The organism is Alkalicella caledoniensis, from assembly GCF_014467015.1.
GTDB lineage: Bacteria > Bacillota > Proteinivoracia > Proteinivoracales > Proteinivoracaceae > Alkalicella > Alkalicella caledoniensis.
The window spans coordinates 1,263,056-1,279,625 of the sequence record NZ_CP058559.1 but is presented as its reverse complement, the minus strand read 5'-3'; the positions used below and the strand labels follow the sequence as shown (position 1 = coordinate 1,279,625).

General features: G+C 36.0%; 16 protein-coding genes. 12 read left to right on the top strand and 4 right to left on the bottom strand.

Annotated elements, in window-relative coordinates; translation table 11 throughout:
* Positions 1–28: 28 nt before the first annotated feature.
* From phnE to HYG86_RS06260, 3 genes are read right to left on the bottom strand one after another with little or no spacing between them, the layout of a single operon-like run.
* Positions 29–1,603, bottom strand: a complete 1,575-nt coding sequence (gene phnE, locus HYG86_RS06270; RefSeq protein WP_213168066.1) for a phosphonate ABC transporter, permease protein PhnE — start codon at positions 1,601–1,603, stop codon at positions 29–31.
* On the bottom strand, positions 1,569–2,297 hold the full coding sequence (gene phnC / locus HYG86_RS06265) for a phosphonate ABC transporter ATP-binding protein (RefSeq protein ID WP_343064218.1): 729 nt from the start codon (positions 2,295–2,297) through the stop codon (positions 1,569–1,571). Before phnC ends, phnE begins: the two co-directional genes overlap by 35 nt.
* Before the next feature lie 22 nt (positions 2,298–2,319).
* Complete coding sequence (locus tag HYG86_RS06260; protein WP_213168062.1) at positions 2,320–3,210, bottom strand: phosphate/phosphite/phosphonate ABC transporter substrate-binding protein; 891 nt, start codon at positions 3,208–3,210, stop codon at positions 2,320–2,322.
* A gap of 253 nt (positions 3,211–3,463) precedes the next feature.
* Here HYG86_RS06260 and HYG86_RS06255 point away from each other — a divergent pair, with 253 nt between their 5' ends.
* The 9 genes from HYG86_RS06255 (at position 3,464) to whiA (ending at position 12,643) form a co-directional block, all read left to right on the top strand.
* Entirely contained in the window at positions 3,464–4,312 is an 849-nt protein-coding gene (locus HYG86_RS06255; RefSeq protein WP_213168061.1) for a DegV family protein, read from the top strand.
* 114 nt (positions 4,313–4,426) lie between these two features.
* Complete coding sequence (locus HYG86_RS06250; RefSeq protein ID WP_213168059.1) at positions 4,427–5,059, top strand: 4Fe-4S binding protein; 633 nt, start codon at positions 4,427–4,429, stop codon at positions 5,057–5,059.
* Positions 5,060–5,370: 311 nt separating this feature from the next.
* Positions 5,371–6,561, top strand: coding sequence for a stage II sporulation protein P (spoIIP, locus tag HYG86_RS06245; protein ID WP_213168057.1), 1,191 nt, complete (start codon positions 5,371–5,373; stop codon positions 6,559–6,561).
* A gap of 138 nt (positions 6,562–6,699) precedes the next feature.
* Complete coding sequence (locus HYG86_RS06240; protein ID WP_213168055.1) at positions 6,700–7,440, top strand: phosphatase; 741 nt, start codon at positions 6,700–6,702, stop codon at positions 7,438–7,440.
* Positions 7,441–7,465: 25 nt separating this feature from the next.
* Positions 7,466–8,413 carry an ROK family protein gene (locus tag HYG86_RS06235; RefSeq protein WP_213168053.1) on the top strand — a complete coding sequence of 316 codons (948 nt, stop codon included), beginning with the start codon at positions 7,466–7,468 and terminating at the stop codon, positions 8,411–8,413.
* Positions 8,414–8,490: 77 nt separating this feature from the next.
* Positions 8,491–9,213, top strand: a complete 723-nt coding sequence (locus HYG86_RS06230) for a PHP domain-containing protein (RefSeq protein ID WP_213168051.1) — start codon at positions 8,491–8,493, stop codon at positions 9,211–9,213.
* 14 nt (positions 9,214–9,227) lie between these two features.
* A complete protein-coding gene (gene rapZ, locus HYG86_RS06225) occupies positions 9,228–10,079 on the top strand; it encodes an RNase adapter RapZ (RefSeq protein ID WP_213168049.1) in 852 nt (283 codons plus the stop codon).
* 30 nt (positions 10,080–10,109) lie between these two features.
* Positions 10,110–11,444 (top strand): gluconeogenesis factor YvcK family protein, encoded by a 1,335-nt coding sequence (locus HYG86_RS06220; protein ID WP_213168048.1) that lies wholly within the window; start codon positions 10,110–10,112, stop codon positions 11,442–11,444.
* 236 nt (positions 11,445–11,680) lie between these two features.
* Positions 11,681–12,643: a DNA-binding protein WhiA gene (whiA, locus tag HYG86_RS06215; protein ID WP_213168046.1), complete on the top strand. Its 963-nt coding sequence runs from the start codon at positions 11,681–11,683 to the stop codon at positions 12,641–12,643.
* Between the two features lie 98 nt (positions 12,644–12,741).
* On the opposite strand, the gene rpmE is transcribed toward whiA, so the two are convergent.
* Complete coding sequence (gene rpmE, locus HYG86_RS06210) at positions 12,742–12,951, bottom strand: 50S ribosomal protein L31 (RefSeq protein WP_213168044.1); 210 nt, start codon at positions 12,949–12,951, stop codon at positions 12,742–12,744.
* Positions 12,952–13,261: 310 nt separating this feature from the next.
* Between rpmE and rpoN the strand changes: the two genes are divergently transcribed.
* The 3 genes from rpoN to HYG86_RS06195 all read left to right on the top strand — a co-directional run bounded on the left by rpoN (position 13,262) and on the right by HYG86_RS06195 (position 16,511).
* Complete coding sequence (gene rpoN, locus HYG86_RS06205) at positions 13,262–14,632, top strand: RNA polymerase factor sigma-54 (RefSeq protein ID WP_213168043.1); 1,371 nt, start codon at positions 13,262–13,264, stop codon at positions 14,630–14,632.
* A 136-nt stretch (positions 14,633–14,768) separates the two neighbouring features.
* Positions 14,769–15,278 carry an HD domain-containing protein gene (locus HYG86_RS06200; protein ID WP_213168042.1) on the top strand — a complete coding sequence of 170 codons (510 nt, stop codon included), beginning with the start codon at positions 14,769–14,771 and terminating at the stop codon, positions 15,276–15,278.
* Positions 15,279–15,494: 216 nt separating this feature from the next.
* Positions 15,495–16,511, top strand: coding sequence for a sugar-binding transcriptional regulator (locus tag HYG86_RS06195; RefSeq protein ID WP_213168041.1), 1,017 nt, complete (start codon positions 15,495–15,497; stop codon positions 16,509–16,511).
* Positions 16,512–16,570 lie beyond the last annotated feature (59 nt).

Sequence of the window (16,570 nt, the reverse complement as noted above, 5' to 3'; positions counted from 1 at the left end):
TAGTCTTTAAGATAAAACCCGTGACATTCTATCTTATAATCTTACGCCTTACAAACCAGCTAAACCCATCAACAATAATAATCATTACCGCCATACCAAGGATTAGTAGGCCAACCCTTTCCCAATTACGCCAATTGATATTGTTCGTTAGCATGGTACCTACTCCACCAGCACCTATTATGCCTAAAATAGTAGATGTCCTAATATTAGACTCTAGCCTATACAAAACTAGGGAAACATATGCAGAAAAAGTATGGGGGAAAAGGCCGTATTGAAAGATTTCAAAGCTACCACCACCCACAGATAAAAGACTAAGTTTAATATTCTTAGGGGTATTTTCTAGCACTTCACCATATAGCTTAACCAGTACACCGGTGGTGTATATACTTAAAGCTAAAGCACCAGAAAGGGGACCAGGCCCTACACCCCTAAAGAAAATAATTGCCATGATAATAGGTGGAAAGGTTCGCAATATATTTACAATAAGTTTTATTATAAAAGCCATAACATTTGAAAAAGATACTCCATAAGCAGCTAGATAAGAGAGGGGGATTGCAAGGATACCTCCCACTAAAGTGGCAAATAGTGCAATAAACAAGCTTTCCCTTATACCAACAATCATATTTGAAAAATAAGTAAAATCAGCGTTAAACATACGTAAAATCATTTGATTTGACTGACCTAGACCTAAGATGACCCTATTCAGATCTATATTTCTCATGGTTATAAAAATCAAAAGCCCAACAAAGACAGAAGTAAAAATAGGTTTGACCCTTTGGTATAACTTATATAATCGGTCATCTTTTACTGTAATATAGAATTCATCCCAAACCTTCCTAAAAAAGATACTGGCCATATCAATCAAAGCTATGGTTAAAAAAAGCATAAGGATCAACGTTGCTATATTATCATATCTTAGATGATTTAGATCCCTCCATAGAATTTGGCCAATCCCTCCAGCACCTACAAGGCCTAGGACTGTTGCACTTCTGATATTGATCTCAAATACAGCAAAAAACACTGAAAAAGCAGAAGTTTTAATTGTAGGCAAGACACAATACTTTAATACTTGAAAAGAGGAGGCGCCAGTAGCTACAACAGAGCTTAAAAAGTTATCACTTATAGCCTCAATCTGCTCTTTCAATAGCTTAGTGGATATTAAGAAAGCTGTTATCAACAAAGCTATAATTCCTGGAAGTTTACCAACGCTAAATATGCTCACTAATAAAGCAGCCCAAACGAGATTGGGTATTGTCCGCATTAGGGAAAGAAGGGGATTTAAAATATAGGGCATTATCTTAAATGGAGAGATATTACTAGCAGATAAAAGTGAAAAGGGTATGGCTAAAAGAAGTCCCATGATTGTTGAAACAATTGCTATCTCAACTGTCTCAATGAGTTTATCAAAAACCTGTACTGTGTAATCCCAATTGGGGCTAGACATACGGGAAAGTAAATCAAGCATGCTAGGTAATCCGTTGATTACCCTAAATAGATTGAACTGTACACCATGACTTAGTAAGAAAATAGCTAAGATAATAATACCTACTATAAGAAACTTTAAGATTTTACTTTTCTTCATATACACCACGTAGTAGTTCATCGGTAACATCCCCCGCAGCTTTATCGAATACTATTTTCCCATCCTTCAAAGCGATTATCCTAGAGCAATATTTAAGGGCAGTGGAAGTGTCATGTAAATTAACAAGCACTGTAATACCGCTGCTCTTATTTATTTCATATAGATATTCCATTACCAGTTCACCAGTGTATTTGTCTAAGTTTGATATTGGCTCATCTGCTAAAATAACACTGGGCTGCTGACATAGTGTTCTGGCTATGGCTACCCTTTGTTTTTGACCACCACTTAGCCTGTCAGCCCTCACAAAAGACTTTTCTTCTAAACCAACTCTTTTTAAAGCATCCATAGCCAAACTATATTCCGAAGGAGTAAAAGACCCCAAAAAAGATTGGAGTCTAGACTTATATCCTAATCTACCTAACAGGACATTTGTGAGTACAGAAGATCTTTCAATTAAATTGTAGTCCTGAAATATTAGACCAACTTTACGCCTGATAGTACGTAGCTTTTTCGGATTTGCATTAGTAATTAGGTCTCCATCAATGGATATCTTCCCAAAAGTAGGCCTTACAATTAAATTAATTGATTTGAGTAAAGTAGATTTTCCACTACCGCTTAGACCCAAAATACCCACAAACTCACCCTTATCCACTGAAAGGTTTACACCCTTAAGGGCAGGAGTTCCTTTATTGTAAATAACGGAAACATTTTCCACATGAATCATATTATCACCAAGCCTAATCTTGTTCTTTTAGATTTACGTTCATAAGCCTTGCAGTTTCTCTAATAATATCATAATCACTATCAGAAGCTTTAACAAATCCGTACATATTAAATAGCTCTTTAAGCATTTCTGCTCCTTCTTCACTTTCAGCTATATTTAATAATGCAGCTTGGATTCTACCTTGTAACTCACTTTCCATAGTACCCCTGGTGGTAACAGTTATATTAGGGATGTAGTCAGTATACCCTAAAACCCTTGTTTTTTCCATGGCACCTGGGAAATCACTGGCATATCTATCACGGGCATCTACAAAGGTTGTAGCAGCATCAACATCACCATTTAGCAAAAGTTGTAAAGCTTTATCATGACCACCAGCAATAATTACTTCTATATCATTGTCTAACTCAAGACCAAGTCCTGCTAAATGGGCACCTGGAAAAAGATATCCAGATGTTGAAGAAAAATCTACAAAAGCAACTTTCTTGCCTTGTAAGTCTTCTAAACTACTTATTGAATTATCATCACTTGAAACTAGAAATTGAGATCTATAGTTACTCTTTCCACTACTATTCAAAGCAGTAAGGATCACTTGGGCCTTATTTTCACTATTAGCTAGAACATAAGCAAAGGGTGGAATAAAACCAAAATCTACCTGCCCTGAACCTAACCCCTCTACTACACCAACATAATTAGTGGCAGTAAAAGCTTTGACTTTTATTCCTAACTCTTGAGATAAAAGCTCTTCTAAAGGTTTAACAGATTCTATCAATGCATCCCCATCTCTCATGGGAACAAACCCCATTACAAGGACATCTTCATTACTAGTGTTATTAGTACATCCTGAAACCAAAGCTAAAATTAAAAAAGCAATAAGGATAGTGGAAATTCTTTTATAAAATTTCATGTATATTTACCTCCAAAATGTTTATTAATCTAAATGTAACAAAAAAACTAAACCCCTAAAAGATGAAAACAAAGGAAATTACAACTGTTTCGATACAGTTATTTGCTTTTCCAAAAAAGATTTAAAACAAATGACACTTATTATAAAAAAAACAGTCTAATATAATGAAGAGAGTCAAATAGTCAGATAAAAATGAGGGTAATATAAACAAAGATAAAGAAATTTTGGGGTAATCTTTTGAGGAGTGATAAAAATGAAAATTAAATTAGTTGTAGACAGTACTTGTGATGTGCCAAAAGAACTGATCGAAAAACATGACATCTCAGTAGTTCCACTAACAATTAACTGGATGGGTGGGAGCTTCAAAGATGGAGTTGATATGACAAGTGATGAATTATACGCAAAACTTGTTTCAGTGGATGATCATCCGAAAACATCTCAGCCACCAGTAGGTGAATTTGCAGAAGTATATCAAAAAGCACTGGATTCAGGGTATGATAAGATTATATCCGTACATATAACCGGCGGATTCAGTGGAACCACTCAATCGGCACAAACGGCAGCAGAAATGGTAGGTAGCGATAAGGTGAAAATCATCGACTCGCAAACAACTACCATGGGAGCAGGATGGCTGGCTGTAAAAATAATAGAAGCAATGGAACAAGGATTAGAATTCCACCAAATAGTTGAACAAGCAGAAAAGCTTATAGAAACTACAAAGGTTGTAATCTATCTAGATACCCTAGAATACGCAGTGAGGGGCGGCAGAGTAAGTAAACTTAAAGGCGTAGTTGGTTCTATGTTGAATGTAAAACCCGTAATCTACTTCGAAAATGGAACGGTAAAAGAATTTTCAAAGTCTAGAGGTAAGAACAAAGCCATAGACTCTTTCATAGCTTCCTTCGAAAAACTGTGGGGTGTAGATGCAAATACACCAATCAAGATAGCTTTAGCATATGGTACAGATAAGGCTTATGCTGAAGAAGTCTTAGGGCGTATGAAAGAAAAGTACAACTTAAAAGAAGGATTTGTATTCCAAGCTGGAGTAGCAATAGCTGTGCACGGTGGTCCTGACTTCCTAGCAGCCTGCGGTACCTGGTAAAAACAAGCGTCGTAATGACGCTTGTTTTTTTCATCCCCCCTTGACATCTTTTTATAATCATTTATAATATACATATACCCTGTAGGGGTATAAAAAATGTTGGGGAGGAATAAAATGTTACAAGAACTACGAAAGGTTTCACAGTTATTTGGAGTTATCTTTAAATTGGTATTATTAGTTGCAGGAATTTGGTATTTTAACTTTTTATTAGTTGCATCAGGACTTATCCTATCAATTTTTATGGGAAGATATTTTTGTGGATGGTTTTGTCCAATGGGTTCCTTTGCGGAAAGAGTCCTAGTAAAAATCTCAAAGAATCGTCCACCACACAAAATTTTCAGTAGTAAATGGTTTCAATATGCCTTTGTATTATTCTTTTTTGTAGCCATATTCATAGGAAGAAGAAACTTTGAATCACTCTATGTTGTACTGGGGATGATGTTCTCAGTTGCTACTATGGCAACACTTCTAGCTCTTTTTTATCAACCAAGAACGTGGTGTGGACATCTTTGCCCTTGGGGAACACTCATGACAACAGTCAGCTTTAAAAGAAGGTTTAAACTTGAAATAGCTGATAAGTGTAAAGACTGTAGGTTGTGTACAACTGTTTGCAATGTACCCACACAACTGAACAAAACACTAGATGAAAGAAGAGAGAAAGAAGGTCAAGTATTCATCGGAGACCGTTGTATAAACTGTATGGCCTGCGTAGAAAAATGCCCAACTAAACAAATAAAAATTAAGTAGAAAAAGTAACCAAATCAAACTTTGATTTGGTTACTTTTTTAGGTTTAAACAGTGAAATTCTCAAATCAAACCCTCAGAGAATAACTTTTCTAAAAAATACTGTTAATCTACTTATCAAAATCGATAATTAGGGAACAAAATTATAAAATCACAATCCAAAACAAAAAAATAGTTACAATAATTTGCCGTGTAATCCGTGTTCAAGTTTTTAAAATTTTTATTTTTTATTTCTACTTTAACAATCATAGTTTAATTTCTTGAAATACAGGAAAACATAACAGTATAAATTAAACTAATATGGGGTGATTAAATTGAGAAATAAAATAGCAATAATAATGATGGCTATTTTATTGGTTATGCCTAGTTTGACAGTACTGGCAGAGCCAGAACAACAGCCGGAGCTAGAGTTAGAAGAAGGGCAATATTACACACTTTATGATGAAGAGGATAATGTCTTACTGCGTACAGGAATAATAATTCATGTGGGTGACAAGTTTGTAGACCATAACAATATACAATATTTAGTTCACAAAGTGGATGCAGAGAACTTTAAAGCTTGGGCAAAAAAAATAGAAGAGTCAGAACCCTCAAAACCAAGCTTTGCAGAATTTGCTCAACTAGAGGGAGCTGATGAAAGGCGGATAGGTCTATACTATACCCATAGTGGGGAAAGCTACGTCCCCACTGAAGGGTACGCCCAGACTGATAAAAGAAGGGGAGGAATTTATAAAGTTGGTGGAGTACTAGCGGCCACCTTAGAAGAATTTGATATAGAAGTCATAGATAGTCAGCGCACTCATTTCCCATACTCAGGATCATATAGAAGATCCAGAAGAACAGCCATTGAAATAATAGGAAGAGATGTAGATGCCATTTTTGATGTGCACAGAGATGCAACACCACCCCAAGCATATTTAGAAGAAATAGACGGTGAACAAATCACCCAAATACTAATAGTTGTTGGTAGACAAAATCCTGCCCAGGCTGTTAATGAGGAATTCGCTTGGCAGCTAAAATCAGTGGCAGATGAAAATATTCCAGACTTAGTAAAAGGTATCTTCTATGCCAGAGGTTCATATAACCAAGACCTTCACCCCAGGGCTTTACTACTAGAAATAGGTGCTCATACTAATAAAAGGGAAGATGCCGAAAGGGGAGCAGCACTTTTTGCTGATGTGATATCCCAAACCCTCTATGGAGAGTTTGAGGCCCCTAATACAACCCTTGATCTTGAAAGTGACGACGTAGATGGCGATGATGCTGATGATGATGATGCGCTACCACCTACAGTTCAATCTACGGAAAATCACGGAGGAACAGGTTCAGGAGGATTACTAAAGGGGTTCCTCACTGTTATCCTTCTAACAGTAATTGGCGGCGGAGGATATCTTTTAATCAGTGTTGGTGATACAAGGGAAATTGAGAGAAAACTAAGAGGGTTTTTTACAAAAGAGTTTGCTAATACTTTAAAGGGAAAAAATAGTAAAAAGCCAAAGGAATAAGTTGACAGTACAAGCAAAGGATGATTAAATTAAATAAAGTAAATAAATGCCACTGTATATACAGTGGCTAAACTTGTTCGTAAGTAACAACTAAAAAACTAAAAGCCAACTGCTAAGCACTAACAAGGAGTGTTTTTGATGAAATTTTTAGCTGATCTACACACACATACAATATCTAGTGGCCATGCATACAGTACAATACAAGAAATGGCTAAAGGAGCTAGTGACAAGGGTTTAGAGATGCTAGCCATGACAGACCACGGTCCCAAAATGCCTGGAGCTCCACACCTATATCACTTCGGAAACCTACGTGCACTGCCCGAAGAAATTCATGGAGTTGAGATTCTAAAGGGCGTGGAAGCAAATATTTTAGATCAAGATGGTAACATAGATGTGCCTGAGTACTTTCAACGCAATTTAGACATAGTTCTAGGTGGATTCCACTACCTGTGCTTTGACCCAGGGAGTGTGGAAGAAAATACAAAGGCTGCCATAAACGCCATGAAAAACTCAAAGATTGATATATTAGTACATCCAGGAAACCCAGAATTCCTTATCGATCCTGAGAAAGTTGTTAAGGCAGCAAAGGAACATAATGTATTAATAGAAATAAACAACAGCTCATTAACCCATGGAGGAAGCAGAAAAGGGAGCTTTGAAAACTGCTTAGAATTTGCCAAGGAGATAGTGAAGAATGATTGGAAAGTTTCCCTTGGTAGTGATGCACATATATCATATGACGTAGGAAACTTTGAAAAGGCTTATGGTTTGATTGAAAATGTTGGTCTTACAAAAGATCATATAATAAATACTGATATAGCAAAAATCAAAGAGTTTTTAAGAACAAGGAACAGAGCAAGATACTTAGAAATTAAGTAAGGTATAAAGAGGAGGAAAAGGGAAAATGATGAATTTGAGAATTGGTGTGGATCTTGGAGGTACAAACATAGCAGCAGCTGTAGTAAACAACTCAGGGGAGATATTATTAAAGATCTCAAACCCCACTATGGCAAAAGAAGGACAAGAAGGAACAGTAAATAGGATAATTGGAACCATTAAAGAACTAATTGAAAAATATGACTCAAGGGCAGAGTATAAGGGAATAGGTATAGGTGTACCTGGTGTTTGTGACATCCCTAATGGAATAGTAAAATTCGCACCAAATTTATTTTGGAAAAATGTACCCATAAAAGAAATACTACAAAAAGAGTTTAATATCCCTACATACATAGATAACGATGCTAACGCTGCAGCCTTAGGTGAAGCTTGGACAGGAGCAGGAAAAGATAAAAGGCATATCGTATGTATAACATTAGGAACCGGTGTAGGTTCAGGTCTTATACTAAATGGAGATATTTTCCACGGGGCTCAAACTGCAGGAGAACTAGGGCACGTAACAGTTTTAGAAGATGGCCCAAAATGTAACTGTGGTAACACAGGTTGCTTAGAGACATTAGCAGCAGCACCTGGAATTGCAAGAATTGCTAAAGACGCTGTACTAGAAGGTAAAGAGACTATCCTTAACAATTATGTGCAAGGAGAAGACTTTACTGGATTAACTGCTAAAGAAGTTTTTGACTCTGCTAAAGAGGGCGACCTTGTAGCTAACAAAATAGTTGAAGATGTTGCAAGATACTTAGGTCTTGCACTAGCCAATGTTATAAACCTACTAAACCCAGAACTAATAGTTATAGGCGGTGGCGTAGCAGCAGCTGGAGAAACGCTTTTTGTACCTCTTAAAAAGGTAGTAGAAGAAAGAGCTTTGAAAGACCTTTACAACGACGTTGAAATAGTAGCTGCTCAACTAGGAAATGATGCAGGAATAATAGGAGCAGCAGCCCTTATAAAATAAAAAAGCGGGTAACCGCTTTTTATTTTACATAATTACGGGCATAATGATAAAAACCCTTATTTTAGGAGGAATTCCTAGTGAAAATCATAGGTGATTATCATACACATACAAACTTCAGTCATGCCAAAGGCACTGTAGAAGAAAATGTTATTAGCGCAATCCAACGGGGGATGAAAGAAATAGGGATAGCAGAACATGGTCCTAAGACCCTTTTTGTTGGAGTATCTGAAAAAAAGCTACATGTTATAGCAGATCAAATAGAAGACTTAAAAGATAAATATAAGGAGATTAAGATACTTTTCAACATGGAGGCTAACATCCTAGACTTAGAAGGGAACATTGATGTTCCAAGGACAATAGTTCCAAGACTAGACATGTTACTTGTTGGATTCCACCCAAACATAATCCCTTCTAGGGGCTACCTTCCAATTTTGTATAATAACTGTATGGCAAAATTCAGTAGTTCAAGAAAAAAAATAGCAAGAAAACTTAATACCACAGCCATGATAAACGCAATAAATAAACATGATATAAGCATAATTACACACCCTGGACATAAGATTGATATCGACACCCATGAACTAGCAAAGGTGTGTGCAAAAAGAAATACAGCACTGGAAATTAACTGTAGGCAAGGACATAAATTAAAAGATTTTGTTGATACAGCCCTAGATGAGGGGGTAAAATTCTATATAAACTCAGACGCACATCACCCAAAGGATGTGGGAGTAATGGATGAAGGAATAAAACTAGCTAATGAGCTCAATATACCTAAAGAGGTCATAATAAACAGTATTTAAGGGAGGAAAGACATATGGAGTTTGTAATACTTACAGGAATGTCTGGGGCAGGTAAAACCTTGGCACTTAGGAGTTTTGAAGATATGGGATATTTCTGTATTGACAACCTGCCTCCCGCGCTTATACCAAAGTTTGCGGATCTATGTAATCAATCAGAAGGTAATATCAATAAAGTTGCCATCGTTGTTGACATAAGAGGAGGCTTGTTCTTTAAAGATCTACAAAAAGTCCTTGAAAACATGCCCATGGAAGTTAATATTTTGTTTTTAGAGGCAAATGATGATGTCATAATAAGAAGATTTAAAGAAACAAAGCGTAGCCACCCACTGGCACTAGATGAAAGAATTATAGATGGGATAAACAAAGAAAAAGAAATACTTGAAATTTTTAAGGACAGAGCCAATCTAGTATTGGACACATCAAATTTTACTGGTCATCAGTTAATAGCAAAAATCAAAGAAATATTTACAAAAAAGGGTGAAAAAGAAGGTTTAAGTATAACCATAATGTCCTTTGGCTTTAAATATGGAATCCCCATAGACTCGGATATGGTATTTGATGTGAGGTTTTTACCAAACCCATTTTATGACCCCGAGCTTAAGCACTATACAGGAAACGATAAAAGTGTTCAAGAATATGTAATGGCTGGCAACAAAACCGCAGAGTTTTTACAAAAACTAGAAGATATGGTAGACTTTCTTATCCCGTGTTATGTTGACGAGGGAAAAAGTCAACTTGTAATATCCATAGGATGTACAGGTGGAAAACATAGATCAGTTACAATCTCAAACAAATTAAAAGAAAAACTAGAGCGGGATGGAAAGAGAGTAAAAATATACAACAGAGACATAGACAAAGGCAAATAAGATAAAATACAATTTGGGGGGCAACAAAATATGGGGGATCTTTTAAAGTGGCTGTATCCTGGCCTTGGAATTAAAAGGTGGATAACAGTGATAATAATTTCACTGGCTTTATTACTATTTAGCTTTTCCACAATAATACTGGGGTTTAACAATATAGGTTATTTGGGTAGGTTTATTTTCGGCGAAGTTTTTGAGTCTTTAGGTCAGTATACATATATAGTAGGTATAATAATGGCTTTATTTAGTCTTGCTTTGCTTACAATAGCAACAATTAAAGCAAATCAAGCAATACTAAGATTTTTAATACCCACAGACGATAAACTTGTGGATATAATGTATAACAGAAGACATCTAAGTCGAGGACCAAAGCTTGTAGTATTAGGTGGTGGAACAGGTCTTTCAGTCCTTCTAAGGGGTCTAAAAAACTATACCTCAAACATAACTGCCGTAGTAACAGTTGCAGATGATGGAGGAAGCTCAGGTAGGCTTAGGGGAGAGATGGGTATGTTGCCACCTGGTGACATACGTAACTGTCTTATAGCTTTATCCGAGGCAGAACCTTTATTGGAAAAAATATTTCAACATAGATTTACTTCAGGTAAAGGCCTTGAAGGACATAGCTTTGGAAATCTCTTCTTAGCTGCATTCACTGAGATACTAGGTTTTGAGCAAGCAGTTAAAGAGTCTGCTAAGGTACTTGCAGTAAGGGGAAAAGTGCTACCAGTAACACTAGAAAATGTTACGTTGCAGGCTAAGCTTAAGGATGGTTCAATAGTCAGAGGTGAATCTAAAATTCCTAATACCCAAAGTCCAATCGATCGTGTAACACTTATACCCACACACGCAAGGGCTCTAAAGGATACCATTGAAGCAATAAAAGATGCAGATGCCATAATCTTAGGACCAGGAAGCTTGTACACAAGTATAATCCCAAACCTATTGGTAAATGATGTTCGAAATGCCATTAAAGAATGTAAAGTGCCTGTCTACTACGTATGTAACATAATGACCCAAAAGGGAGAAACACAAGGTTACGGTGCTGCAGACCACGTAGAGGCAATAGAAAAACATACTTTTCCTGGGATAGTTGACTACATAGTGCTAAATAACAAAGATATATCATCAAGGCAAAAGCACCTTTATCTATTAGAAAACGCATCAACAGTTAAAATCAATCCTAAAAGATTAGGAAAAATGAAGGTTAAGGTACTACAAGGAAACCTTTTAGCTGACACATCTCAAGTACGTCACAACCCTGACAAAATAGCAAATATGATATTATCAAATCTACTGGAAAATCACTATACAGGGAAAAGCATAATAGACCAGCTACTTTTAGAAAGAAAATTATATGACAAAAAATAATTAAAGGAACCTTGTAAAAAAGGTTCCTTTAATTATTACCTACGTGAAAGATAAATGGGGTTGCAGGGTCTCCCCTGCAATGTTAAGGGGGTATGAAAAGTGAATGTCTTTCATTCGTCCATCTATATTATCACCACAAACTTAAAAAAATATAACCATTACTGGAAATAAATTAACTTTAATCAAAGCCCCGTATCTGATATAATTTAGGTATTAAAAATTAAAGGGTGATCAATATGTCCTTCGCTTCAGATATAAAATCAGAACTATGTAGGATAAAAAGTCATGACTGCTGTATAAAAAGTGAACTGGCTGCACTGTTTCTTATTAATGGTACGGTTCAGATAAATTCTAAGGGAATGGTACTAAACGTTACCACTGAAAATGCCACAATTGCAAAAAGAATCTACACCCTCATAAAGGACGCATTCAGCATAAATGGTAGTATATTTGTAAAACGTAAAACTAGGCTCAAGAAAAATAATAGCTATTTAGTAGAAGTAAGTGGTAAGGAAAACGTGGAAAATTTGTTGGATATATTACACCTTCTTGGTAGAGATGAGGGTGTAAAAGAGAGAATACATAAAATGCTCCTTAGAAAAAAATGTTGTAAAAGAGCATTCATTCGGGGAAGTTTTTTAGCAGCTGGATCTGTGAACAATCCAGATAGCACAACATATCATTGTGAAATAAATGTAGGATCTCAAAATCATTGTGAATATCTAGTTGACTTATGTAAGCATTTCGAAATACCCGTAAAAAGCTTTCAAAGAAGAAGTCACTATGTGCTATACCTAAAAGATAGTGATGATATAGTGGACTTTTTAAACGTGATAGGAGCTCATAACGCTCTACTTACCTTTGAAAATGCACGGGTATATAAAGAGATGCGTAACCAGGTAAATAGAGTTGTAAACTGTGAAACTGCAAATCTCAATAAGATAGTAGATGCATCCCACAAACAAGTTGAGCAAATCAACTATATAGAAGAAACAATAGGATTAAACAGCTTGCCCCAATCACTTATAGAAGTAGCCCTAGAGAGACTAAATGATCCATCACTAAGTCTTAAGGAGCTAGGTGAGAGACTCAATCCACCAGTAGGAAAATCGGGAATAAACCACAGACTAAAAAGAATTGAAAAAATTGCAGACGAAATAAGAACTGGCAAATATAAACAAAAAAATAAAAAGGGTTGAAACATAAATAAAAACGGCCACATGGCCGTTTTTATGATATGTCTATTATTAAATCTAAATTATCACAGATTCTTAACTATCAAATGCAACTTAAAAATCTAGCTCTTAACCCCCGGCCTATACTTTCTTTGGAACTTCTCGATTCTTCCAGCTGTGTCTACCACCTTTTGGACTCCCGTATAAAAAGGATGGCAGTTGGAGCAAATCTCCACCTTCAAACTACCTTTTGTGGAACCAGTTTCGATGGTAGACCCACAAACACATTGAATAGTTGTTGCTTGATACTTAGGATGAATACCAGTTTTCATAACAATCCTCTCCCCCTATAAGATATTGTTAAAAAAGCTTAAAAACTAACTAAATAGTAACATAATTTAGAATATATGTAAATATGGAAATAGTTAGAAATTAAAGCTTCAATTAAAAAAACAAAATATGTTCGAAAATGTGATTTTGATATATAATAACAATATGCAATGTAGTTAGAAATAATTCTTGTTTAAATGATTACTTTCAACGTAATGATTGAAAGTGTTAACGCAATAAAAAACATTGAAGGATAAAAGCAATGCCATAGCGAATATAATATTTATTAGAAAGAGTTATAGGAGGGAGAAAATGAAGCTGGATTTTAGTTTGCAGATGCAACAGGTACAAAAACTATTAATGACTCCCCAATTAAAACAAGCCATAAAGATATTACAGATGCCTGCCTTTGAACTTCAAGAATATGTCCAACAAAAGATAGAGGAAAACCCAGTTTTAGAAGTTACAGAAGATGAAGTGAAAAATGAGTACCAACCAGAAAAAGAAGTTAAAGGACCTGTTGACTGGCAAGAATACTTTAATGGGATAAGCGACTATGGGGAGATCAGCTTTGGTAAAGAAGTAATCGAAAGAGACAGCTTTGATACCTATACTAGCAAAGACATTACCTTCTTAGAGTACTTTGAACAACAGTTAGGGATCCTAGATCTCTCGAAAGAAGATCAAAAAATTGCTGAATACATTGTGGGCAGTTTAGACGATACAGGCTATTTGAAAACACCAATTAACGAATTAGCAAAAAATCTTGGTGTAGATGAAGAATCCATAGAAAATGTCCTTGAAATAGTGCAACAGCTTGAACCTGGTATCGGTGCAAGGGACCTTAAAGAATGTCTGCTCTTACAAGTAAAATTCAGAACAGATAGTCCCCCTAAAACCTATGACGTAATAGACAACTACTTAGAATTAGTGGCAGATATGAAGCTGCCTAAGATATCGGAAAAACTAGGTTTGCCACTGATAGATGTACAAAAAATTGTTGACTTCATAAAAAAACTTAACCCAAAGCCAGGGCTTGCCTTTGCTTCAACAATGGATAACAGATATATACAACCAGATGTAACGGTTTTAGACTTCCAAGACGAATACATCATAATGGTAAACGACAATACAATACCAAAATTACAAATAAACGACTACTATAAATCACTTCTTAATACAGGTAGTGAAAAAGAACAACAATATATTAAAGAAACACTAAATAATGCCTTTTACTTGATTAAAGCTATCGAACAACGGAAAAAAACATTGCAGCAAGTAGTGGAGTATATAGTGGGATACCAAAAGGACTTCTTTAAGCATGGAGTAAAACACCTTAAGCCACTTAGGCTAAAGGATGTAGCGGAAAATTTAGAAATTCACGAATCAACAGTAAGTAGAGCAACAAACGGCAAATTCGCAGACACCCCAAGGGGTATATATGAATTGAAATATTTCTTTAGCGGTAGCTTAGACAAAGGTGATGGAGAAATAGCTACACTTGGAATAAAACAAAGAATTTATGATATGATAGAAAAAGAAGATACTTCAAAGCCACTAAGTGACCAACAAATAGCCGACATCTTACAAAAAGATGGTATAACAATATCCAGAAGGACAGTTGCAAAATACAGAGACGAAGGCAATATACCATCATCATCTAAAAGGAAAAGATATAAATAAAAGTAGTCAGCAAACAGCAAGATACCAGGGCAGGGAGAAACCTGCCCTTTACTATTAGCCAAGGCAAGGTCTTTAGTTTTATCTTATTTCATAACCGCCTATGGCAACAACAATGTTTTCCCAACGGAGGTATCCCATGACTCAAAGAATCACTCAGTTTATAAAAAGCATAACTGCTAGAATAACAAAAGAAGACTATGAATTAATGAACAAATACCTAGGAGATCAAAAACGCCTAAAAGAACTATTCTTACTGCTACCAGTATTTGAGCAACGCCACTGTATTGATGTGGCCCAAACAATCCAAAAGCAGTTCAGTGAACAGTTAAATGAAGAACAAAAACATACAATAATGCAAGCAGCATTGCTGCACGACTTAGGGAAGCTAAACATGGGTCTAAATCCTGTAACTAAATCTGTAGCAGTAATATTTGATAAAATAAACAGACAAAGTGCAATGAGGCTCACTGGTAAAATGAAATTCATGAACGGGTATTACAACCACCCAGAAATAGGGGCAGAGATCCTAAAACAATGTAACGTACAAGAAGAAATTATTTACCTTGTAAGACATCACCATCAAGATCAAGGAAGCAATTACAACAACCTACTAAACATCTTAATGGAAGCCGACGAACTTAATTAGGGGCTCCTGCCCCTCCCCTAGAACCCTGGCCCAAAAACTTCATTTTATTTTCCAGAAAACCTATTGACTTCTCCTGAAATCATTGATAATATAAAGGTGTAATAAAGGAATGCATTACATATACTAATTCAGGGAATTATTTTTTTTACTATTAGTGGGACAAAAAAGTAATCAGTGGGACTGAATTTGTCCTATTAGAAATAGGAGGGCAAAATCATGAAAGATATTATTGCTATACAAAAGAAAATTGCCCCAGAAACAATTGAAATAATAAAAAAAAGGCATAATATACTCAGAAGTATTGGTCATCTAGAACCCATTGGAAGAAGGGGACTTGCAGTGCAACTAGGCTTAGGAGAACGCATCTTGCGTTCAGAGGTTGATTTCCTAAAAGACCAGGGTTTAATAGATGTAAATGCAACTGGAATGTCTTTAACACAAAGTGGATGGAGCTTATTGGCATCCATGTCTGAATATGTGAAGGAACTACTAGGCTTAAAACATATAGAAGAACAACTGGAATTGAAACTTGGCATAGGTCAAGTTACTATCGTGCCAGGCGATAGTTCTAAAGACCCCCTTATAAAAGGGGAGCTAGGTAGAGCTGCTGCAAAAGTATTACAAAGAATGGTTAACAATGGAGACATATTAGCCATAACAGGTGGTTCTACCATAGCGACTATCCCAAAGCACCTACCTAAACTTAACAAAAATGTAATGGTAGTTCCTGGTAGAGGCGCCCTAGGAGAAGAAGTGGAAATCCAAGCAAACACCATAGTGGCTGCACTGGCATCTCAACTGGGTGGTAGCTATAAAATGCTCCATGTACCAGATAATTTAGAACTAGAAACCATGGAAAAACTATACGAAGATCCTAAGATAAAAGATGCAATAGCTGCTATAAAAAAAGCTAATATACTTATTCATGGTGTAGGGGATGCCATTCAAATGGCTAAAAGAAGAGGCTGTGAACCTGAAAGTATACAGCATCTATTGGATAATGGAGCAGTGGCCGAAGCATTTGGTTACTATTTCGAAAAAGAAGGAAAAATTGTCTACCATGCAAATAGCGTTGGAATAAGATTTTCTGATCTACAAAAGATACCAGTAATACTAGCAATAGCAGGTGGAAGTAACAAAGCTAGGGCAATTAAAGCAGTAGCTCTAAACCATAGACAACACGTACTTATTACCGACGAAGGCGCTGCATTAGAACTACTAAAATTATGTTAATCCCAGCCTAAATAATAGGCTTTGGATAGAAGAAGTACATTAAAGGTAAATAAAAGGAG